The organism is Rhodococcus phenolicus, assembly GCF_001646785.1.
In the GTDB taxonomy this organism is placed as follows: domain Bacteria; phylum Actinomycetota; class Actinomycetes; order Mycobacteriales; family Mycobacteriaceae; genus Rhodococcus; species Rhodococcus phenolicus.
This window is the reverse complement of record NZ_LRRH01000058.1, coordinates 36,926-57,136: the sequence shown is the minus strand read 5'-3', so window position 1 is coordinate 57,136 and position 20,211 is coordinate 36,926. Positions and strand designations below refer to the sequence as shown.

At 68.1% G+C, this 20,211-nt stretch carries 23 protein-coding genes and 1 pseudogene; 13 read left to right on the top strand and 11 right to left on the bottom strand.

What is annotated here, in order from left to right; all coding sequences use genetic code 11:
- Nucleotides 1-61: 61 nt before the first annotated feature.
- The 4 genes from A8G15_RS16610 to A8G15_RS16595 are packed head-to-tail and all read left to right on the top strand — an operon-like array spanning nt 62 to nt 2,305.
- Nucleotides 62-391, top strand: coding sequence for a PadR family transcriptional regulator (locus A8G15_RS16610; protein ID WP_068161754.1), 330 nt, complete (start codon nt 62-64; stop codon nt 389-391).
- A 2-nt stretch (nt 392-393) separates the two neighbouring features.
- Nucleotides 394-762 carry a DUF1048 domain-containing protein gene (locus A8G15_RS16605; RefSeq protein WP_068161752.1) on the top strand — a complete coding sequence of 123 codons (369 nt, stop codon included), beginning with the start codon at nt 394-396 and terminating at the stop codon, nt 760-762.
- A complete protein-coding gene (locus tag A8G15_RS16600; protein ID WP_068161747.1) occupies nt 759-1,547 on the top strand; it encodes an ABC transporter ATP-binding protein in 789 nt (262 codons plus the stop codon). The genes A8G15_RS16605 and A8G15_RS16600 overlap by 4 nt, the downstream gene beginning before the upstream one ends.
- Nucleotides 1,544-2,305, top strand: coding sequence for an ABC transporter permease (locus A8G15_RS16595; protein ID WP_068161744.1), 762 nt, complete (start codon nt 1,544-1,546; stop codon nt 2,303-2,305). Before A8G15_RS16600 ends, A8G15_RS16595 begins: the two co-directional genes overlap by 4 nt.
- Nucleotides 2,306-2,373: 68 nt before the next feature.
- Here A8G15_RS16595 and A8G15_RS31900 read toward each other — a convergent pair whose 3' ends face one another.
- Nucleotides 2,374-2,733 (bottom strand): hypothetical protein, encoded by a 360-nt coding sequence (locus A8G15_RS31900; protein ID WP_245687871.1) that lies wholly within the window; start codon nt 2,731-2,733, stop codon nt 2,374-2,376.
- Here A8G15_RS31900 and A8G15_RS31895 point away from each other — a divergent pair.
- Nucleotides 2,732-3,235: a hypothetical protein gene (locus A8G15_RS31895; protein ID WP_245687870.1), complete on the top strand. Its 504-nt coding sequence runs from the start codon at nt 2,732-2,734 to the stop codon at nt 3,233-3,235. The two genes, A8G15_RS31900 and A8G15_RS31895, sit on opposite strands and share 2 nt — an antisense overlap.
- A gap of 269 nt (nt 3,236-3,504) precedes the next feature.
- On the opposite strand, the gene A8G15_RS16580 is transcribed toward A8G15_RS31895, so the two are convergent.
- From A8G15_RS16580 to A8G15_RS31885, 3 genes and pseudogenes are all read right to left on the bottom strand, one after another.
- Nucleotides 3,505-4,788 carry a competence/damage-inducible protein A gene (locus A8G15_RS16580; RefSeq protein ID WP_068161737.1) on the bottom strand — a complete coding sequence of 428 codons (1,284 nt, stop codon included), beginning with the start codon at nt 4,786-4,788 and terminating at the stop codon, nt 3,505-3,507.
- A gap of 252 nt (nt 4,789-5,040) precedes the next feature.
- Entirely contained in the window at nt 5,041-6,285 is a 1,245-nt protein-coding gene (locus tag A8G15_RS16575) for a saccharopine dehydrogenase family protein (RefSeq protein ID WP_068161733.1), read from the bottom strand.
- A gap of 367 nt (nt 6,286-6,652) precedes the next feature.
- A pseudogene (locus tag A8G15_RS31885) lies at nt 6,653-6,935 on the bottom strand (transposase); the annotation flags it as partial.
- A 245-nt stretch (nt 6,936-7,180) separates the two neighbouring features.
- On the opposite strand from A8G15_RS31885, the gene A8G15_RS16570 reads away from it, so the two are divergent.
- The 3 genes from A8G15_RS16570 (at nt 7,181) to A8G15_RS16560 (ending at nt 10,061) form a co-directional block, all read left to right on the top strand.
- Complete coding sequence (locus tag A8G15_RS16570; protein ID WP_068161730.1) at nt 7,181-8,266, top strand: 3-deoxy-7-phosphoheptulonate synthase; 1,086 nt, start codon at nt 7,181-7,183, stop codon at nt 8,264-8,266.
- A gap of 155 nt (nt 8,267-8,421) precedes the next feature.
- Nucleotides 8,422-9,216 (top strand): MerR family transcriptional regulator, encoded by a 795-nt coding sequence (locus tag A8G15_RS16565; protein ID WP_068161728.1) that lies wholly within the window; start codon nt 8,422-8,424, stop codon nt 9,214-9,216.
- On the top strand, nt 9,213-10,061 hold the full coding sequence (locus A8G15_RS16560) for a hypothetical protein (RefSeq protein WP_068161726.1): 849 nt from the start codon (nt 9,213-9,215) through the stop codon (nt 10,059-10,061). The genes A8G15_RS16565 and A8G15_RS16560 overlap by 4 nt, the downstream gene beginning before the upstream one ends.
- On the opposite strand, the gene thpD is transcribed toward A8G15_RS16560, so the two are convergent.
- Nucleotides 10,045-10,938 carry an ectoine hydroxylase gene (thpD, locus tag A8G15_RS16555; RefSeq protein WP_068161723.1) on the bottom strand — a complete coding sequence of 298 codons (894 nt, stop codon included), beginning with the start codon at nt 10,936-10,938 and terminating at the stop codon, nt 10,045-10,047. The genes A8G15_RS16560 and thpD overlap by 17 nt on opposite strands.
- A gap of 156 nt (nt 10,939-11,094) precedes the next feature.
- On the opposite strand from thpD, the gene A8G15_RS16550 reads away from it, so the two are divergent.
- Entirely contained in the window at nt 11,095-12,138 is a 1,044-nt protein-coding gene (locus A8G15_RS16550) for a zinc-binding dehydrogenase (RefSeq protein WP_068161720.1), read from the top strand.
- A 30-nt stretch (nt 12,139-12,168) separates the two neighbouring features.
- Nucleotides 12,169-12,594, top strand: coding sequence for a VOC family protein (locus tag A8G15_RS16545; protein ID WP_068161717.1), 426 nt, complete (start codon nt 12,169-12,171; stop codon nt 12,592-12,594).
- A gap of 12 nt (nt 12,595-12,606) precedes the next feature.
- On the opposite strand, the gene A8G15_RS16540 is transcribed toward A8G15_RS16545, so the two are convergent.
- Both A8G15_RS16540 and A8G15_RS16535 read right to left on the bottom strand, forming a co-directional pair.
- Complete coding sequence (locus tag A8G15_RS16540; protein ID WP_068161714.1) at nt 12,607-13,602, bottom strand: AraC family transcriptional regulator; 996 nt, start codon at nt 13,600-13,602, stop codon at nt 12,607-12,609.
- Between the two features lies 1 nt (nt 13,603).
- Nucleotides 13,604-14,788 (bottom strand): pyridoxal phosphate-dependent aminotransferase, encoded by a 1,185-nt coding sequence (locus A8G15_RS16535; protein ID WP_068161947.1) that lies wholly within the window; start codon nt 14,786-14,788, stop codon nt 13,604-13,606.
- A 128-nt stretch (nt 14,789-14,916) separates the two neighbouring features.
- Between A8G15_RS16535 and A8G15_RS16530 the strand changes: the two genes are divergently transcribed.
- On the top strand, nt 14,917-15,573 hold the full coding sequence (locus A8G15_RS16530) for a carboxymuconolactone decarboxylase family protein (protein WP_156665432.1): 657 nt from the start codon (nt 14,917-14,919) through the stop codon (nt 15,571-15,573).
- Here A8G15_RS16530 and A8G15_RS16525 read toward each other — a convergent pair.
- The gene (locus tag A8G15_RS16525; RefSeq protein ID WP_068161708.1) at nt 15,495-15,911 is read right to left on the bottom strand and encodes a VOC family protein; all 417 of its coding nucleotides are present in this window, start codon (nt 15,909-15,911) and stop codon (nt 15,495-15,497) included. The genes A8G15_RS16530 and A8G15_RS16525 overlap by 79 nt on opposite strands.
- A gap of 1 nt (nt 15,912) precedes the next feature.
- A complete protein-coding gene (locus tag A8G15_RS16520; protein WP_068161704.1) occupies nt 15,913-16,851 on the bottom strand; it encodes a sigma-70 family RNA polymerase sigma factor in 939 nt (312 codons plus the stop codon).
- Between the two features lie 87 nt (nt 16,852-16,938).
- Here A8G15_RS16520 and A8G15_RS16515 point away from each other — a divergent pair, with 87 nt between their 5' ends.
- The gene (locus A8G15_RS16515; RefSeq protein ID WP_068161699.1) at nt 16,939-17,223 is read left to right on the top strand and encodes an ArsR/SmtB family transcription factor; all 285 of its coding nucleotides are present in this window, start codon (nt 16,939-16,941) and stop codon (nt 17,221-17,223) included.
- A complete protein-coding gene (locus tag A8G15_RS16510; protein WP_068161697.1) occupies nt 17,220-17,606 on the top strand; it encodes a VOC family protein in 387 nt (128 codons plus the stop codon). The genes A8G15_RS16515 and A8G15_RS16510 overlap by 4 nt, the downstream gene beginning before the upstream one ends.
- 41 nt (nt 17,607-17,647) lie before the next feature.
- Here A8G15_RS16510 and A8G15_RS16505 read toward each other — a convergent pair whose 3' ends face one another.
- The gene (locus A8G15_RS16505) at nt 17,648-19,426 is read right to left on the bottom strand and encodes a GMC family oxidoreductase N-terminal domain-containing protein (RefSeq protein WP_068161696.1); all 1,779 of its coding nucleotides are present in this window, start codon (nt 19,424-19,426) and stop codon (nt 17,648-17,650) included.
- A 1-nt stretch (nt 19,427) separates the two neighbouring features.
- Nucleotides 19,428-20,111 carry a hypothetical protein gene (locus A8G15_RS16500; RefSeq protein ID WP_068161693.1) on the bottom strand — a complete coding sequence of 228 codons (684 nt, stop codon included), beginning with the start codon at nt 20,109-20,111 and terminating at the stop codon, nt 19,428-19,430.
- Between the last annotated feature and the right edge of the window lie 100 nt (nt 20,112-20,211).

Below are 20,211 nucleotides of genomic sequence, written 5' to 3'. Positions count from 1 at the left end.
CTGGTACTCAGTGTTACTTTGTACCGGTAGTCAGCAACACCGAGTAGTAGGAGGAGATCCGATGGGCAAGCAGGCGACCGAGATGCTCAAGGGGGTCCTCGAGGGCATTGTGCTCTCGCTCCTGTCGACACAACCCGCCTACGGCTACGAGATCACCGCACAACTGCGCGATCAAGGGTTCACCGACATCGCCGAGGGCACCATCTACGCGCTGCTCGTCAGGATCGAGCAGCGGGACCTCGTCGACGTGGAAAAGGTTCCGTCCGAAAAGGGGCCGCCTCGAAAGGTGTACACCCTCAACGCGCAGGGACGCGCCCAACTCAACGAGTTCTGGAGGAACTGGAGCTTCCTCGCGGAACGCATCGAACGGCTCCACAAAGGGGAGAAGTGACCATGAGCGCCAAGTGGATCGAGGCCATCACCGGCTCGCTCGAGCAGAAGAAGCAGTTCCGGCAGTACAAGGCCCGCATCGAGGGCCTTCCCGAACCGTACGCAACCTCCGCGAAGGCATTCCAGCGGTACTTCACCTACTACGGGGGGATCACCGACGGGGACACCCTGCTGGCAATGTTCGGCGACTTCGCCGACCTCTGGGAGCGCGCCGCGGCCGACGGCACGCCGGTGCGGACGATCGTCGGCGACGACCCGGTCGAGTTCGCCGAGACGTTCGCGCAGGCATACACCGGCAAGAAGTGGATCGACAAGGAACGCGCCCGCCTCACCGCGGCGATCGACGAGCTCGAGCGGAAGGAACAGCAGTGAACACCCGAGCTGCCATCCGGGTACGGGGCGTCGAGAAGTCGTACGAGCAACTTCACGTGCTGCGCGGCGTCGACTTCGAGGTCGAGCGGGGCAGCATCTTCGCGCTGCTCGGCTCGAACGGAGCGGGCAAGACCACACTCGTGAAGATCCTTGCCACGCTGCTGAAGCCGGACGCCGGCACGGCATCGGTCGACGGCTTCGAAGTCACGACCGAGGCCGCGAATGTGCGCGAATCGATCAGTCTCACAGGTCAGTTCGCTGCAGTAGACGAGATCCTCAGCGGAAGAGAGAATCTCGCCCTGGTGGCCAGGCTTCGTCACCTGAAGAACCCCGGGCAGATCGCGGACGAGTTGCTCACGCGCTTTTCCCTGACCGACGCCGGGAACCGCAAGGTCTCCACGTACTCGGGCGGAATGCGCCGGCGACTCGACATTGCGATGAGCCTCATCGGGAACCCGCCGGTCGTCTTCCTCGACGAACCGACCACGGGACTAGATCCCCAGGCCCGGCTCGAGGTGTGGCAAGCCGTGAAGGAGCTCGCCGCGGGCGGCACAACGGTGCTGCTCACCACCCAGTACCTGGAGGAGGCCGAGCAACTCGCCGATCGCATCGCCATCCTCCACGAGGGACGGATCATCGTCGACGGCACCCTCGCCGAACTCAAACAGCTGCTTCCGCCCGCGAAGGTGGAGTACGTCGAGAAGCAGCCGACCCTCGAAGAAGTATTCCTCAGCATCGTCGGTGCCGACGCGCTGGCAGGCGCCGACCGAAAGGATCCTCGATGACCACGCACGTCGTCGGCGACACCGCCGCACTCACAGGGCGTTCCCTACGCCACATCACCCGCAGTCCGGACACCATCATCACGACCGCGGTCACCCCCATCGCGATCATGCTGCTGTTCGTGTTCGTACTCGGCGGCGCCATCGACACCGGCTCCGAATCGTACGTGGGCTACCTGCTTCCCGGCATCCTGCTCATCACGATCGCCTCGGGAGTCGCGTACACGTCGGTGCGACTGTTCAACGACCTGCAGGGCGGGATCGTCGAACGATTCCAGTCGATGCCGATCGCCCGGTCGTCGGTGCTCTGGTCGCACGTGCTGACCTCGCTGGTCGCCAACGTGACCGCACTCGTGATCGTCGTGGGAGTCGCCCTTCTCATGGGATTCCGCTCCGGTGCGAACGTGTTCGAATGGCTTGCGGTTGCCGGCATCCTCATTCTGTTCACGCTGGCGCTGACCTGGCTCGCCGTGATCGCAGGACTCTCCGCGAACTCGGTGGACGGCGCGGGTGCGTTCGCCTACCCGCTGATCTTCCTGCCGTTCGTCAGCTCGGCATTCGTCCCGACCGAGTCCATGCCCGGACCGGTACAGGCGTTCGCAGACAACCAGCCGGTCACCTCGATCGTGAACGCGATCCGCGACCTGCTCGCGGGACAACCGGTGGACTCCGACATCTGGATCGCCCTCGCCTGGTGTACCGGGATTCTCGTCGTCTCCTACGCCGCCGCCGTCGCGATCTACCGTCGCAAGTTCGCCTGACCGAGAAACGGACGGCGCCGGGGGGATGATCCGAAGGCGCCGTCCGAAATCCCGCGCGGGCCTGCCCGTCAGGGCTCCATCAGCGCGAAGACCCCCCACCCGAGATACTCACGCAGGTAGCGCGTGTAGCGGGCGGGTTCGGCGGCGAGTTCGCCCCGTACCTCGGGTACCAGTTCGTCGTCCGGGTTCCGGTCGAGCCAGCGGCGCATGTTGAGCCACTGGGCGGTGGTGTACCGATCCCAGCTGTCCTGGTCGGCGAGCATCATTTCCACGACGTCGTAGCCCAGATCCTGGAACTGCCCGATCAGGCCCGGGAGTTCCAGGAAGTCGTCGACAGCTGTGGCGTGGCACGCCCGGGCGATCTCCTCGTCCGGGGGTCCGCCGCCAGTAGGGTCGGTCGACGAGTATGTTGCGGGGATCACCGGCATGTCGAATCGTGTGCCCTGTGAGTACGTCGACGGCCGGTTGTACGCGCTCGGCACCGAGATCCACGGTATGCAGCCCCGGACCCCGGCCTCGGTGGGCTCGTTCGTCCTGCGCCTGCGCCTGCGCCCGGAGAAGGTGCGTCTCGTGACCGATGTCGTCGACCTGCTGCCCGGTGAGGCCGGCACAACCTCCGAGGGCGTTCCCTGCGGACTCGGGAACGAGGCGGTAAGCGTGGCGGCGCGCCGCCTGGGTGTCGTCGCCTTCGTGGCGCTGCTCTGCTATTTCGTCGTGCTTCCGGTAATGCGGTTGCAGGCGACGGCCTTCGAGGACGGAGCCGCCGGCTTCGGGCGTGTATTCGGTCTGCCCCGCATCGGCCAGATCCTGTGGAACACCGTCGGTCTGGCGTTCGGGTCGTTGGTGATCGCGATGGTTCTCGGTACGGCACTGGCGTGGGCAGCGAACCGGCTTCCCGCCCCGTCCCGGCTAGCGACGGCCGAAATGTAAGGCCCGCGCATAACTGACAGGTCGTGCGCGGGTCATCCCTGCCACCCGGCCGAGGGTGCAAGCGATGACCGCGAACGAACGATGGCTGGAGATGTCAAGGGACTCGAGGGCGTCCCTGCAGGTGGACAAGCCATGTCCCTGCGCGCGGACAGCTGATCTCCCGCACGAGGTCAGCTCAACGACATCACCCGCGTCCGGCAGTGGCATCCCGCAACCGCAACGAGGCGCCCTGCTTCCCTGGCCTCGGTAGAGGGGGCGCTGGTAAAGGCTCAACCTCGTTCGAGTTGTGTGACAACCAGATGCAGTGCGGCAGTGGTGGTGAGAGTTCGGACCCGTTCGCGGCCCCCGGGGAAGCGGCGGGTGATGGTGTAGGTCGGTCGTCCGTTGATCGCGACGCCGAAGCAGACTGTGCCCACCGGTTTGGTCTCTGTGCCACCGTCGGGGCCGGCGATCCCGGTGGTGGAGACCGCGATGTCGGCCTCGAGACGACGTCGGGCGCCTTCGGCCATCGCTGCGGCGACCTGTTCGCTGACCGCCCCGTGGGCGGCAATCGTCTCGGCGGGTACGTCGATCAGGTCGGACTTGGCGTCGTTGGAGTACGACACGACGCCGCCCAGGACATAGGCCGACGATCCGGGGCGGCTGGTGAGCCGCGCGGCGATGAGTCCGCCGGTGCACGATTCCGCGGTCGCGATCGATCGGCCGTCGAGGGCGTCGATCAGTTGGTCGTCGATGGTGGAGCCGTCGGTGGAGAAGATCTGGTGTCCGTGGTGTTCGGTGAGGACGTCGAGGAGGCGGCGGTAGACGTTGGCGTCGGCGGAGGCGAATCGGGTCACCATGTCGAGTTCACCGTGTCGCAGGCATGTGGTGATCTCGAGTCGGTCGAGGTCGGCGATCTCGGTTTCGGCCCGGCGCAGTGTCTCGGCGAGTTGTGCCTCGTGCAATCCGTAGGCGCGCAGGGTTTCCTGCTGTAGGTCGTCGGCTCGGGACAGTACCTCGGCGACCGCGGGTGAGGTGATCGCGCTGGGCCACATCGCCTGCAGCTCACCGGGCGGGCCGGGGAGGATGACGATGGTCGGGATCGGCCGGTCACCGGCTACTACGGGGATGACCACGCCCGGCGCTGTACCGGTCGGCGGCAGGGCGGTGGCACCGGTGGGAACCTGTGCCTGCTTGCGGATCCCGATACGCGTCGGCCCTGTGTCGAGGTCCGGGGTGTCCGGGCGGTAGCGGCGGATGATGCCCGCGATGTGTTCTTCGAGTTCGGGGTCGAGCAGGAGCTCGCGATTGCAGAACTCGGCGACGGTGGGGACGGTGAGGTCGTCGGCGGTGGGGCCGAGCCCACCGCTGGTGACGATGAGGTCGACGCCCTGATCGGTGAGGAAACGCAGTTGGGCGGTCAGGTCGGCGGGCCGGTCGCCGCAGATCATGAGGTGGGCGACGTCGACGCCGAGTGCCAGGAGCTGATGGGACAACCATGGTCCGTTCCGGTCGGCGATCCGTCCGGTGAGTACCTCGGTTCCGGTCACGATGATTCCTGCACGCACGCTCACGGCCTCGAGCCTAGTGGGCAGCGTCCCCGATCGGTGGTGACCTGCCGCGAACCAGAGTGAGGGGCAGACATTGGAGTCGATTTCACATTCGGTGGTGGTTGTCGGCGAGAAACTGTATGCCTCGGTGGTGTTGTCGTTCGGGGAGCACTGACTGCGCCGACGCTGCGACCCGACCGAAAGTGTGTGTGCGTGTGCCCGATCGTGCACCGGACCGGTGACCGCTGTGTTTCTGTGTGCCCGGGTGAGCAGGTGTCACGCGGTGGTCGGCGTTATTTGGATGGTGAAGCCGTCGGCGTTGTGTAGCCGTGTGGTGAGGGCGTCGCCCATCGCGGCGGCGGGGGTGAGGATTCCGGATTGTGTGGGCAGGGTGTCGAAGGCGAGGGTGAGGGCAGCTTCGCCGAGCATGATTGCGGTGCCGTGGTAGGGGTCGCCTGCCGCGGCGAAGGTGGCTTTGTACCGTGTGCCGGTGGTGGTGTCGGCGAAGGTCTTCATGGTGAACCAGCCTGCGCGAAGGGCGGTTTCGCTGGGGCCGGTGCCGGGTTTGGGCAGGGCGCGGTCCAGTAGCCGCCGTCCCGTTTTGATTCGGGAGAGGAGGGTGCCGGCTGCGGTGAGGGCCGCGACGCCGCCGGATGCGGCGGCCGCGTATACCGGCGACAGCCTGGAGGTGCCCATGCTCATGACCTCGCGGTAGCGGAACTTCTCGCCGTATTCCCAGCCCAACAGGGCGTTGCTGCGTCGGACGATCTTGGTGTTGTGTTGTGCCATCGGGAACGTCGCGACCCATCCGTGCAGGCTCGTGTCGATCGTCGAGGCGCGTTGGAGGGTGTGGTCGTTCTGGCGGCCGACGGTCGGGTCGCGTGTCTTGTCCGGGGTCAGGGAGTAGGGGTGTGAGAGCACTTGGGCGCTGGCGGGGTCGGCGGCGGCTTCGAGCATCGCGCGCAGGGAGGCGATGGTTCCGCCGCTCATGCTGCCTTTGAGGGAGGCCACGAGTGTGGTGTCGGTGAGTTCCCCGGCGTTGTCGGCGATGGCGCGGCGGTGGAGCTGGTAGACGCTCAGGTCGGAGGGGATCGAGTCGAATCCGCAGGAGTGGACGATCTTCGCTCCGGTTTCGGTGGCGAGATCGTGGAACTGGTCGATGCAGTTGCGGACGAACAAGGGTTCGCCCGTGAGGTCGGTGTAGTGGGTGCCGGCGTGTGCGCATGCCTGCACCAGTGCCGCTCCGTGGTGTATGTAGGGTCCGACGGTGGTGGCCACGACCTTGGTGCGGGCGGCGAGTGCATTCAATGATGCTGGGTCCGTGGAGTCGGCGTGCAGTAGCGGCCATCGGTGTGCGCCGGCTGGTAGCGCGGCCCGGACAGTCTCCAGTTTGTCGAGCGATCGGCCGGCGAGTGCGATCCGCGCGCCGGCCGGGGCTGCGGTCGCCAGATGGTGTGCGGTCAGGCCGCCGGAGAATCCGGTTGCGCCGTACAGGACCAGATCGAACTCGCGATCAGTCATCGGCACATTTTACCGGCGCCGCCTCCGCCTGCTGCTGGTTTTGGCGTAGTGGGAGATGATGCGCTCGGCGGTGATCGTGAGTGGCACCTCGGCGGGCGATCATCGGCGTGATCCCTCTTTCACGGAGGAGGTTGCGGTACTTGTCGTAGTTGGTCCGGAGCACGAAAATGATGCCACCCAGCGCAACCCGATCCTCGACCGGCTTACGCCCTGGGAATCTATACCGCCGGGCAGATCCGGGTGGGGGCAGCGGAGCCACCCGATCCCACAAATCATCAGGAACAAGATCGACAGACGCTCGGTGCACCCCGCCGAAAACGCTGCCGGTGCGCCATCTGCCACGCCGAACTCATTCTGAAACGGCCAGTCAGTGGGCGTGGGTGGGAGTGTCCGATGAACGGTGGATCCGCCTTGGCGTCAGTCGGATTCCACTCGGTGTAATACGGCCTTCGAAAGTAATCGCGAAGGCATTCGGTGCCGGCATCCACCCCATCGCCCATCGTGCTCTTCCCTTGCCCCTGGGGTTCAGTGCCCGGGTGGCAAGGTGGAGGCATTTGAGGGCGGCCTGCTCGGTCGGGAAGTGACCGCGAGCCCGGACTGCGCGCCGGTAACGGGCACTGACCGACTCGAAAGGCGTTCGTCGAACAGACAATGTTGACGAGCTGGCCGACTCTCCTGACCATTGGCCACCCATACCGTCCGTTCACAGCGGCTGCCGAGGCGTCTGTTACCCTGGTCCGCATGCAGCGCGCATATTTCTGGTTTAGCAGGCCGGCCCGGGGTGGGTCGGTCGGCGTAACCGAGCGCTGACTTCACCACCTACGAGCCGGACAACGGACCGGCTCCTGGGATCTCATCTTCTTGAGGGTCGGCCTGAGAACAGGAACCGAACCCTATGAGCACCCAGATCGACAGAATCTCGACTTCGAATCTCGACGAGCAGCGCACCGTGCGCACTAGCCCTCTCGTGGCTCCCTCGGTGGTGCGCGCCGAGCACGCCCCCGACGAGGTCGCCGCCGCGACCGTGCGTTCGGGTCGCGCCGACACCGTCGCCATCCTCGACGGCACCGACGACCGACTGCTCGTCGTCGTCGGCCCGTGCTCGGTGCACGATCCTGCCGCCGCGATGGACTACGCCCGCCGGCTCGCCGCGAAGGCCGACGAACTGCGCGACGACCTGCATGTCGTCATGCGTGTCTACTTCGAGAAGCCGCGTACCACGCTGGGCTGGAAGGGCCTGCTTAACGACCCGCACCTCGACGGCACCTACGACATCAACACCGGCCTCCGTATCGGCCGCAAGCTGCTGCTCGACGTGTCGAGCCTGGGTCTGCCGGTGGGTTGCGAGTTCCTCGATCCGATCCTGCCGCAGTACTACGCGGACCTGGTCACCTACGGCGCGATCGGTGCCCGCACCGCCGCCAGCCAGGTGCACCGCCAGCTGTGCTCGGCGCTGTCCATGCCCGTCGGCATCAAGAACTCCACCGAAGGCGATGTGCAGGTCGCGGTCGACGGGACCCGTGCTGCCGCCGCGAGCCACGTGTTCCCCGGCACCGACCTCGACGGCAACACCGCGCTGATCGAGACGGCCGGCAACCCCGACTGCCACGTCATCCTGCGTGGTGGCAGCGCCGGACCGAACTACGACGCCGAGACCGTCGCGGACACCCTTGCCCGGTTGCGCAAGTCGGGTCTGCCCGAGCGGGTCGTCGTCGATGCCAGTCACGGCAACAGCAGCAAGAACCACGAGAAGCAGGTCGACGTCGTCACCGACATCGCCGAGCGGATGGTTGCGGGCGAGAAGGGCATCGTCGGCTTGATGCTCGAGAGCTTCATCGAGGCGGGTCGTCAGGACCTGACCCTCGGCAAGGCCGACGAGCTCGAGTACGGCAAGTCCATCACCGACGCGTGCATCGACTGGGCGACCACCGCCGACCAGCTGGACCGTCTCGCCGAGGCCGTGCGCGCCCGCCGCGCCTGACCCCGCGCTCGCTCACCCCATCCTCCTGCCCACCCGCACGCCCACTCTCCTCGGGTGAGGGGAACCAATATTCGGTCTGACCGACTGAAGGTTCCCACCACCCGGAGGGGCGGGAGAGTTGACCATGACGCGACGTCAGGGTTGATGCTGGGAGCATGAAGATCAGCGAGCTCGCGCAGGCCGCCGAGACCACCGTCCGGACGGTCCGGCACTATCACCGGCTCGGATTGCTGCCGGAACCGCCGAGGTCCTCCAACGGGTACCGCGTGTACGCGTTGGAGGACCTGGTCCGGCTGATGCGTATCCGCTGGCTCGCCCGATCCGGGGTGCCACTCGGATCCGTCGCCGCGGTGCTCGGCGCCGCCGACGACACCGACGACCTCGGAGCCGACCTCGAGGCGCTCCTCGGCGCGGTCGAGGAACAACAACGGATCCTTCAGGTCAAACGGGATTCGCTCGCGGCGATGCTCGACCTGCACCGGCGCGGCGAACCGCTCTCGCCGCTCGCCGGCCCGCTCGCGCAGGCGTTCACCGAACTCGTCGACGGCGAGGAGGATCCCCGGCTGAGGGAATTGTTCGTTCGTGAACGCGACGCCTGGGAACTCCTCGCGCTGTCCGGGCGGACGCCGCAGCCGTTCGTCGACGCCGCGACCGCCGCGCTCAGCAACCCGGACCGTCGCCGCGAGATCGTCGCCCTCTACCGGCGGTTCGGGGCGCTCACCGGCCGCGACCCTGCCACGGCAACGACCGAAATCGAGCAGATCGCCGGCGCGTTCGCCGCGTACTTTCGCGACCTCGGTGACCCGGACGGGCTGTTCGCCGGCTGGGCGACGACCGCCGCCGACATGGCCGGGAGCCCGCACATGGCCGAGATCCTGCCCGACCCGGCGCAGCGCGCTGTCGCCGTCCGGGTCATCGCCACGATCGCCGCCAGAGCGGAAAAGCCGTGACCGCGCAACGGATCCACCGCGTCGCCCTGCTGGTGACGATCCTGACTGCAGCGACGAACGCGCTGCTCGCCGCCTTCGGCGTCATCACGCCCGGTACTGCGGTCGTGCTGTGGCTCGCCGTCGAAATTCCGCTGCTCGTCCTCGTCGCGGTCCTCACCGTCGTGCGGGTCCGGGCCTTGCGCCGGTCCGGCGCGACCTGGACCGACGCACTCGACGCGCTTGCTGGTCCCGCCGTCGCCGGACTGATCCGCGGGGAACTGCGGGCCTACCGCTCGTTGTGGCTGCTCGCCCGGCGCCGCCGCGACGGCATACGCGACGGTGTGGTCGCGATCGGCTACACGCGAGGCACGATGGGTGTGCCCATCGCGTTCCTCGTCGCGTGCATCGTCGAAACCGTCGCCATCCACCTGCTCGTACCGTGGCCGTGGCTGCGGACCACCCTGTTGTTCGTCTCGGTGTACGGGTTCGTGCCCCTGTGCGGCATCCTCGCCGCACGCGTGGTGCACCCGCACCTGCTCGACGGCACCCGGTTCACCCTCCGCTCCGGCCGCCAGGTCGTCGCGACCGTCCGATGCGACGACATCGGTGAAGTGCTGGTGCACAGGCAGTTCCGGATCACCTCACCGGCCGTCGAGAACGGCGTACTGTATCTGCCCGGCCCGGACGGCACCAACGTCGAGGTACTGCTGCGCGACCCCGCCGAAGTGAAACTGCCCCGTCTGCTCGAGCGCCGGCGTGTCCCAGGCCGCGTCGAACGTCTGGCGTTGCACGTCGACGATCCTGCCGTGCTCCGCGCCGCACTCGCGGCGACGCGGAGCGGTTCCGGGTTCACCGCAGCGGGGTGAAGTCCCGGCTGCCGAGGTGCTCGGGGCGCGGCTTCGGCGCCGCGAACGGCTCGACGAGTGTGTTCTCCACGCTGTTGAACACCACGAACAGATTCGACCGCGGGAAGGGGGTGATGTTGCCGTTCGAACCGTGCATGCAATTCGAGTCGAAAATCGTTGCCGATCCCGCGGATCCGAGGAAGGTGGCGATGCCGTGCTCGGCCGCCATCCTGGTCAGGGTGTCCTCGTCCGGCGACCCGGTCGGCGGAACGTGCGTCACGAGCGACTGCTGATGGTAGTTCTCGGGGGTCTCCCCGGCGCACGAGACGAAGGTGCGGTGCGATCCCGGCATGATCATCAGACCGCCGTTGTACCCGTAGTTCTCGGTGAGCGCGATCGAGATGCTCAGCGCGCGTGGACGTGGCATGCCGTCCTCGGCGTGCCACGTCTCGAAATCCGAGTGCCAGTAGAACGGGCCGCCGTGGAACCCGGGCTTGAGGTTCAGCCGGGATTGGTGGATGTACACCTCGGATCCGAGGAGTTGCCGTGCAATACCCCCGATTTCGGGTCGACGGACGATCTCGCTGACGACTCCGCTGAGCCGGTGGACATCGAACACGGACCGGACGTCGCCGTTTCCGCCCTCACGCACCACCCGCGGGTCGCCGACCAGTTCGTGTCCCAGTCGCGTGGTCTCCGCGAGCAACGCCGCCACGTCGTGCGCCTCGAGCAGTGCGTCGACGGTGTGGAAGCCGCGCCGGTCGTACTCCTCGACCGCGGTCACCTCCAGCGGGCCGTCCGTCGCCGGACCCCAGACGACGGGATCGGGGCGGGCCACAGTGGTGGTGTCGGTCGTGCGGTTCCGGGTCGCGTAGGTGTCGACGGCGGTCGTGCGCATTGCGCTTATCACCCTCTCGTGAATCGATGACGGTTCGTTCCGACGCTCTCACCGGACGTTCACGAATGCAACCCGACGGCTTCCGTTCGGCCGTCGTGTCCCCGGCTGCGGAGGTATGGTCGCAGCCGGACACGGTTGCCGAACGGATGAGGGACGATGACCGAGACGATGCGCGCAGCACGCTTTCACGCCGACACCAAAACCAATGTGCTGGAAGATGTTCCGATCCCCACGGCGGGGCCCGGCGAAGTGCTCGTCAAGGTCGAGTTCTGCGGCATCTGCCATTCCGACCTGAGCCTGCTCGACGGTACCTTCCCGGCGATGCTGCCCGTCGTCACGCAGGGTCACGAAGCTTCCGGAACCATCACCGCCCTCGGTGCGGGGGTGGCCGGGTGGGAGGTCGGCGATCGCGTGATCCCGTCCGCCGGGCGTCCGTGTTTCCGATGCCGAAGCTGCAGGCGCGGTGATCTGACGAACTGCGAGAACATTCAGCTGATGGCGTTCGCCTACGACGGCGCTTGGGCGGAGTACACCGTCGCGCAGGCCGGTGGTCTCACCCGGATTCCCGACAACGTCTCGTTCGAGCAGGCTGCGATCCTCGCCGACGCGGTGTCGACCCCCTACGGCGCGGTCGTCCGGACCGGACAGGTCCGGGTCGGCGAGGCGGTCGGTGTGTGGGGTGTCGGTGGCGTCGGCACCCACATCGTGCAACTGGCACGGCTGGTCGGCGCCGTTCCCGTCATCGCCCTCGACATCGACCCGGCGGTCCTGGAGCGGGCGCTCGAACTCGGCGCCGACCACGCCTTCGACACCCGCGATCCCGACCTGCCCGCCAGGATCGCCGAGGCCACCGGCGGTAAGGGCCTCGACGTCGCGTTCGACTCCGCCGGTCTGAAGGTCACGTTCGATCAGGCGCTCGCGGCGGTGCGTCGCGGCGGCCGGGTGGTGGTGGTCGGGCTCAGCGGGCAGGAGGCATCCCTGGGACCCATCGCGACCTTCGGGTTGTCGCAGAAACAGGTGCTCGGTCATCTGGGGTACAAGAACGTCGACATCGAGGTCCTCGCCGAACTCGTCTCGCGCGGCCGGCTGGACCTGTCCCGTTCGATCAGCGAGATCGTTCCGCTCGAGAACGTCGCCGAGGGGATCGAGAAGCTGCACAGCCACGTCGGCAACCCGATCCGGATCCTCGTCCGCCCCTGACCTGTCGGTGGCGAGCAGTACCGTCACCACATGGGATACGAATTTCAGGTGACCGTCGATTCGAACACCCCGCACACGCAGGCCAAATGGTGGGCGGAAGCGCTGGGATGGCGGGTCGAGCCGAGCGACGAGAATTTCATTCGCGGTCTCATCGCCGCGGGCCATGCCAGCGAGGACGACACCGAGATCTTCGAGGGCACCCTCGTATGGAAGATCGGTGCTGCGATCTCCGATCCGGACACACCGGCCCGGCCGCGGGTGCTGTTCCAGCTCGTGCCGGAGGGCAAGACGGTGAAGAACCGGATGCACTTCGACATCCGGGCCGGCGACGACCGAGATGCGCTCGTCGACAAGCTCGTCGCCGCCGGCGCGACCGTCCTGTACCGGGAGAGTCAGGGCCCGTACAGCTGGGTCACGATGACCGATCCGGAAGGGAACGAATTCTGCGTGGCCTGACCGGACAGCGGTTCACCGGAAGCTGCGCGGTGTGGACCCGGTCCACCGTTTGAACGCACGGCGGAACGCGCTCGGTTCGGAGAATCCGAGCCGCGCGGACAATTCGTCCACCGATTCGCCGCGGCGCAGGCCGGCGATCGCCGTGTCGCGCAGCACCTCTTCCCGCAGGTGTCCGAGGGAGGTGCCCTCCTGGCGCAGGAGGCGGCGCAGGTGCGGGGGACTCACCGACAGTGTGTCGGCGATGTCCTCCGCGCTGGCGGTGCGTCCTTTGATGCCCGATTCGAAGATGCGGCGCACCTGCGCCGACGCGGTCGACTCGTATTCACGTTCGGACAGCATGAGATTGGGTGATTCGCGCAGATACTCTTCGAGGCTGCTCTCGGACTGCACCAGCGGGGACCGCAACGCGGAATTGTCGATCTCGAGTGCCGCGCGATCGGCCCCGAACGTGACGGGGACGCCGAAGATCGCGTCGTAGCTGCGGGCGAGGACCGGGTCCGGCTGCGGGTACGGCAGCACCACCGATTCCAGGCGCACCCGCCCGCCGACCAGCCACGCCGCAAAGCGATGCAGCAGGATCAGAAGGAAGTCGACCGTCACCCGGGTCTTCTCGGTCACCACGTCGGGCAGTGCCACATCCAGAAAAGTCGTTGCGGCGCCGGGTGTCAGAGTGAGGGACGGCAGGGTCCGCATCACCCGGTTGACCTCGACCATGCGGGTGAGCGCATGTGCCAGGTCCGGGCAGTGGATCAGCGTCAGGCACATGACCCGGAAGGAGCCGCGCGGGACCGGACCCGAACCGAGTCCGAACAGTTCGTCGTCGGTGATCTGCCAGGTCACCTGCGTGAACCGGCTGACCTGTTCGGGTGTGAGCCGCGCGTGCGGCTGCGCCAGCACCGCCCGGCTGATCCGCGCCGCATCCAGCGCCGGGGCCAGGTCGATGCCGTCGGCGGCGGCGAGCTGAACCGCCCGGCTCACGAAGTCGGACGGAATCGTCGGAGCCGACACGTCAGCGCTCCTCCCGCAGGGTCCGCAACCGCCGGGCGCCCTCGGTCAGAATGTCGTCGCGTTTGCAGAACGCGAACCGCACGAGGTGGTTCCACCGTTCGGGATGATCGGTGAACACGCTCACCGGGACCGCTGCCACACCGATCCGGCCGGGCAGGTCGCGGCAGAACTCGATGCTGTCGCCGGCGCCGATCGGCGTGATGTCCGCGCACACGAAATACGTTCCCGCCGAGGAGAGAACACCGAATCCGGCGTCGGTGAGGGCCGCGGACAGCAGGTCCCGTCGGCGTTGCAGGTCCTCACGTTGTGCGGCGACCCACGCCTGCTCGTGGTTCAGCGCGTACGCGACCGCCGGCTGGAACGGCGCCCCCGCGACGAACGACATGTACTGCTTGGCGGTGCGGACCGCGTCGATCAGCTCACGCGGTCCGAGTGCCCAGCCGGTCTTCCATCCGGTCACGTTGAACGTCTTCGCCGCGCTCGAGACGGTGACGGTGCGTTCGGCCATGCCGGGCAGCGACGCGAGCGGAATGTGACGGCGGCCGTCGAACACCAGGTGCTCGTACACCTCGTCGGACAGCACCAGCAGGTCGCGTTCGCATGCGAGTTCGGCGAGGGCGGTCAGCGTCGTCGCGTCGTAGACGGTGCCCGTCGGGTTGTGCGGGGTGTTGACCACCAGCATGCGTGTGCGGTCGCCGATCGCGGCGCGCAGCGCGTCGACGTCGAGGACGAAACCGGATCCGGACCGTTCCAGCGGAACCGCACGCCGGGTCGCGCCGGCCAGCGCCACCGACGCGGCGTACGAGTCGTAGTACGGCTCGGTCAGCAGCACCTCGTCACCGGGTTCGACGAGCCCGAGGATCGCGGCGCTGATCGCCTCGGTCGCTCCGACCGTGACCAGCACTTCGCTGTCCGGGTCGTATTCGAGTCCGTACCGGGCGGCGCGATCAGCGGTGATCGCGCGCCGCAGTTCCGGCATTCCCGGGCCCGGCGGGTACTGGTTGACGCCGTCGGCGATGGCCTTGCGTGCGACCTCGAGCATCGCCGCGGGACCGTCGGTGTCGGGGAAGCCCTGCCCGAGGTTCACTGCGTCGTGCTGCACGGCCAGGGCCGTCATCTCGGCGAAGATCGTGGACGCGAACGGCCGGAGTCGGGTGACCGTGCGGACCGGTCGCGGAGACGTCATCGCTGCCATTTCGCCAGCGTAGCGGGGGCGCGGTGAGTTCGATCGGGCAGTGGTGTCACATTCCGGAAGGCTACCTCGTCCAAGGGAGTGAGCGGCCCGTACGGGGCCGGTGACGAACGGAGACGATCATGGCTCGCATTCCCGTGGTGACCCCCGAGCAGGCCGGCCCCACTACCAGGGTTGCGTACAAGATGGCGGCGCGCATGTTCGGGGAGGTGCCCGAACCGTTCACGGTGCTCGCCCACCATCCGGGCCTGATGCGCAGCAACGGCGTGCACGAGATGCTCGCGCAGCGTGTGTCGAAGGTGCTGCCGAAGAACGTGCGGGAGATCGCCGTGTACCGCACGGCCTGGAACATCGGTTGCTCGTGGTGCGTCGACTTCGGCACGATGTTGCAGCGTCTCGACGGCCTCGACACAGAGCGGCTCGAACACATCGCCGACTACAAGACCTCGGATCTGTACAGCGACGACGAGCGCGCCGCCATCGAGTACGCGGACGCGATGACCGGCAACGTCCGTGACGATGTCACCGACGAGCAGGTCGCCGACCTCGAGCGCCGTTTCGGGCGGGCCGGACTGGTCGAACTGACCTATCAGATCGCACTGGAGAACATGCGGGCCCGCATGAATTCGGCGCTGGGCATTCACGACCAGGGTTTCAGCACCGACGCGTGCCGTGTCCCGTGGGCGGACGCGGCGTCCGCTCAGGGAAGCACGACTTCCCCGACCGGTCCCGGATTCCAGGCGACCTCCCAGAAGAATCCGTCCGGGTCGGCGAAATAGCCTGTGTAACCGCCCCATTCGCGGTCCGTGCCGCCGGTGATCCGTTCGGCGCCGGCGGTCCGGGCGGCGGCGAGCACGCGGTCGACCTCGTCGCGGGCCGCGACGTTGTGCGCGAGGGTCACCGGTGCGGTGCCGCCGCTCGCGATCGGCCCGCCGACCTCGGCTTCGAATGCCGCCCGATCCCAGAGGGACAGCACGACGTGCTCGCCGACCTGGAACATCAGTACGTCGCCCGCGATGTCGACGGTCGGTGTCCAGCCGAGCCCGTCGACGTAGAACGTGCGGCTGCGGGCGACGTCGGCCACGGCCAGGGTCACGAAGCTCAGGCGTTGATCCACGTCACTTCCTCTCGGAGTCGCTCGTCCATGGGGATGGCACCTTCACGCGCCGCAGCTTGTCGGGATTGGCCATGTCGTATGCCGCCCACACGTACCCGTCGCGGACCGTGCACCCGAGTACCCGGGCCGCGTAGGCCCGGTGGGTGGCGTCGCCGGGGGAGCCGGGGGTGACGAAGCCGAGTTGCCCGTTGACCAGGACCGGCGTGTAGGTGAGCAGCGCCTCCGGGCCGTACCGCTGGACCAGGCCGAGGAAGAAGCGGGCGGCCTTGTCCGGCCCGACGATGACGTTGACGGCCGTGCGGGTGGTCCCGTTCGCATCCCCGATCATGCGGGCGTCGGGGTGCAGCGACGCGACGACCGCGGCGAGGTCACCGGCGGCGAGGGCTACGAGGAGCCGCTGGACGGCGGCGTTGTGCTCGTCGTCGGGCACCGGAGGGGGCGCGCTGCTCGCGGTGCGGCGGGCCCGGGACGCGAGCTGGCGTGCCGCGGGCGTCTCCACGCCGAGGATCGCGGCTATCTCGTCGAACGGCACCGCGAACGCGTCGTGCAGGACGAACGCGACGCGCTGCGCGGGCGTGAGGGTGTCGAGCACGACGAGCGCGGCCAGCCGGTTGTCCTCGAAGCGGACCACCTGCTCGAGCGGGTCGGGCGGAGCGGAACCGGACAGCGGGGTCACGATCGGCTCGGGCAGCCACTGGCCGACGTAGCGTTCGCGTCGCGCCGCCGCGGACTGCAGCCGGTCCAGGCACAGCCGGCCGACCACGGTGGTCAGCCAGGCGCGGAGGTCTTCGATGCGATCGGCGTCCGCGCCGTCCAACCGTAGCCAGGCATCCTGGACGGCGTCTTCGGCGTCGGCGACGCTGCCGGTGAGCCGGTACGCGACCGACAGCAGGTGGGGCCGGTGTTCCTCGAACGAGTCGACGAGCGACGCAGCGCGCATGCGTCCGATCGTACGACGACGGGCGGTGTGAGGGGAGGATCGCCCTCCCCTTGATAGGCAAGCGTCGACTTGCCTATAGTGGGTGCTGTGGCCGACGTCTTCCACGCGCTCGACGACCGGACGCGACGCATCATCCTCGACGAACTCGCGGCCGGCGACGGCCGCACACTCTTCGAGATCTGTTCCCTGCTCACGATGCGTCACGGCGTGGACCTCACCCGCCAGGCGATCTCGCAGCATCTCGGGGTGCTCGAGGCCGCCGGGCTGGTGGTCACGGAGCGACGTGGACGATCCAAGTTCCACTACTTCGACCCCGCCCCGCTCGCCGAGATCACCGAGCGGTGGCCCGCCCGCGAAAGGACAGACCGATGAGGATCGACCTGACGAGCGTGTTCGTCGACGACCAGCGAGCCGCCCTCGCCTTCTACACCGATGTGCTCGGTTTCGTGAAGCACCACGACATTCCGATCGGCGACGCCTCCTGGCTGACCGTCGTCTCGCCCGACGCGCCGGACGGGCCGCAGCTACTGCTCGAGCCGGCGGGGCACCCGGCGGTCAAGCCGTACCGGGATGCGCTGCGCGAGGACGGAATCCCGCTGGCGCAGTTCGCCGTCGACGATGTCGAGGCCGAACATGCCAGGCTCGTCGGGGAGGGCGTGGTGTTCACGATGCCGCCGACCGACATCGGCACCGCCATCGTCGCCGTCTTCGACGACACGTGCGGCAACCTCATCCAGATCATCGCGGAGAAGTAGTCGCGGGCCGGGCGTCCGGCCGAGGTGCGCACCGATGCGGCTCACAGACCGCCGGCTGTCACCGCCGCGGTGACACGGTCGTCGATCGAGGACACCGGGTCCTCGCTCCCGACCCATCCGTCACCGCCGAAGTAGGTGCGGAAGATCGCCTCGGACGTGCGGGTCGCCAGCGCCTGCGTCGTCAACGTCGGATTCGGACCGCCCAGCGAGTTCGCGAGCGCCGAATTGTCCGCGACGAAAAGCCGTTTCACCCATCGCGCCTCGCCTGTCGCATCCAGCACCGAATCGTCCGGGCTCGCTCCCATCCGCATGCTCGACTGCGCATGCAGGATCAGCGGCGGCCAGTCGCAGCGGTGCACGGATCTCGCGCCCGCGGCCCGCATCAGTTCCACGGCCCTGCGGGTGCAGTACTCCCGGTTCCGCCGCGTACGCTCGGACCGCTGCCGGTGCCGCATCGTCACCTTCGGCACGAGCCCGCCCTCGTCCGGAGTCAACATCGTCGACCGGGTGACGCGGTTGCCCGGCTCGACATCGTCGTCGGTGATCACCAGCGCCGCCAGGGTCCGGTTCGCGTCGTCGAGGGTGCCGAGCAGGTCCCGGCCCACCAGCCGGCCGAGACTGTCGGCCCCGGCATCGCCGACGACCCCGCCCGCCCGGCCGTAACCATGGATGCCGGAGTCGCTGAACGCCAGCGAGTACGCCTGCAGTGCAGGAGGCATCCCGACCTGTTCGATACCGCCGTAGCCGGGCAGGTCGACCCGTGCATTGGAGCCGGCGCCCTTGCTCTGGCCGGTGTCCTCGTCGAACACCCCGAACACCGCATCCATGTGGTGATCGGTCAGGCCGCGTCCCACCCAGTCGTTCGGGTTCGGCAACTCCGACGCCAACCACAAACGCGGTGATTCGATCGCGCCCGCCGCGAGCACCACCACCCGCGCGCGCTCCTCGTGGTCCTCACCGTCGGCCGTGCGGAACCGCACCCCGCGCGCGGTCGTCTCACCGCCGATGTCCTCGACGAGGATCTTCGTCACCGTCGCGTCGGTCACCAGCGTCGCATCGCGCCCGTGCGACGACCACGCCTGCGCGGTGAGCATCATCGGGACGTACGAGTTGTCCGTCGAGCGTTTCGCCTTCAGGTTGCGGGGCGCGCCCGCCGGAAGGAAACACCCCTGATAGCAGTGCCCGCACATCGTGCAGCCTCGCGCCTCGGGGTGCCGCAGGCGCAGCGGGTCGCGGGTGCGTCCGGCGGTTCCGCCCGGCTGCAGCACCGCGTTCTGCTGCGCCCGATGCGACGGGCCGGTCGTGTCGTGTGTGGTCTGGTGCGGCAGGCCGAGCGCAGCCGCACCGCGCAGGAAGATCGTTTCCTTCGTGCCCATCGGAGCGGTCTGCACCGGCAGGGTCGCCTCGACCCACTCGTAGTACGGGCGCATCTCGTCGTAGGTGAACGGGAACAGGTGGTCCGTGTCGTACATGTTCCGGTCCGCGCCGTCGTAGCCGGCGAACACTCCGGGCATCGCGCGCGGCGAGTTGCCGAAGTAGTGCAGCGTCGTACCGCCGACCCCGGCGACCTGCCACACGTACGAGTTCTGCGGGAGGTCGCGCAGCCACGGGGTGCGCGACCGGTCGCCCGGCCCCTGGCGGAGGAACCCGGTGACGGGGTTGTTCGCATCCTCGAAATGCGTCCACTCCCGCTCGGGGTCCGCGAACCGCGGCCCGGCCTCGACGACGAGGACATCCAGCCCTCGGCCGGCCAACTCCTTCGCGACGACCGGTCCGCCACCACCGCAACCGATCACGATCACATCCCGGGCCCCGGTCACGTCACCGCTCGATCCGGTCGACGCCGCGGTAGTAGCCGGCGAACTCGTCCCAGCCCTCGCCGACACCGTCGTAGCGGGTCAGTTCCCAGCCGGCGGGCCGTCCGGTGAGGACACGCCGGACGGGATCGAACGCGGACACCTCCGAATACGCGGCGAACGCCGCCAGCGTGGGGATCGCGTTGACCACGTAGGTGAGCATGGTTCCGGAGAACTGCGGGTCGGTGTCCAGCAGCTCGAAGACGCGCGCCTTCGCGGCGTGGTCCAGGTTCGCGAACGGCGCGGCGAACGGGCCGACCGCCGACCTCGCGTCCACGGTGACCGCGTACAGGTTGACCAGGGCGGCGACCGCGGCGGCGCCGGGCAGATTCCCTGTGGTGCGCCCCAGCAGCGGCATCGGGGAGGCGTGGTCGAAGGTGTGCTCGAGCGACGCGGCGGAACCGTCGGTGACGCCGCCGGTCCGATCGGTGGACATCCCCTGACGACGCGAGTACGGGTCGTTTCCGGGGACGACGAACGCAAGAATCCCGTTGATCGTGTCGCGGACGGGCGGGGGGCTGCCGGCCGCCGGTTCCGCCGCCGCGTCGGCGGAGAACAGGCAGGTCACCCCCATCAGAGCCGCCGCGGTACCGGCCACCCCGGCCAGGAACCGCCGGCGGTTCCACACCGGGTCGTCACTTGCGCCCACCTGTGCTCCCGTCTCGTCGATCGTCGGACCGAGCTTAGGGGCACGAAGCCCGGACTTCGGATCATGCTGCGCAGAATCGTTGAACGCGTCGCGTCCGAAC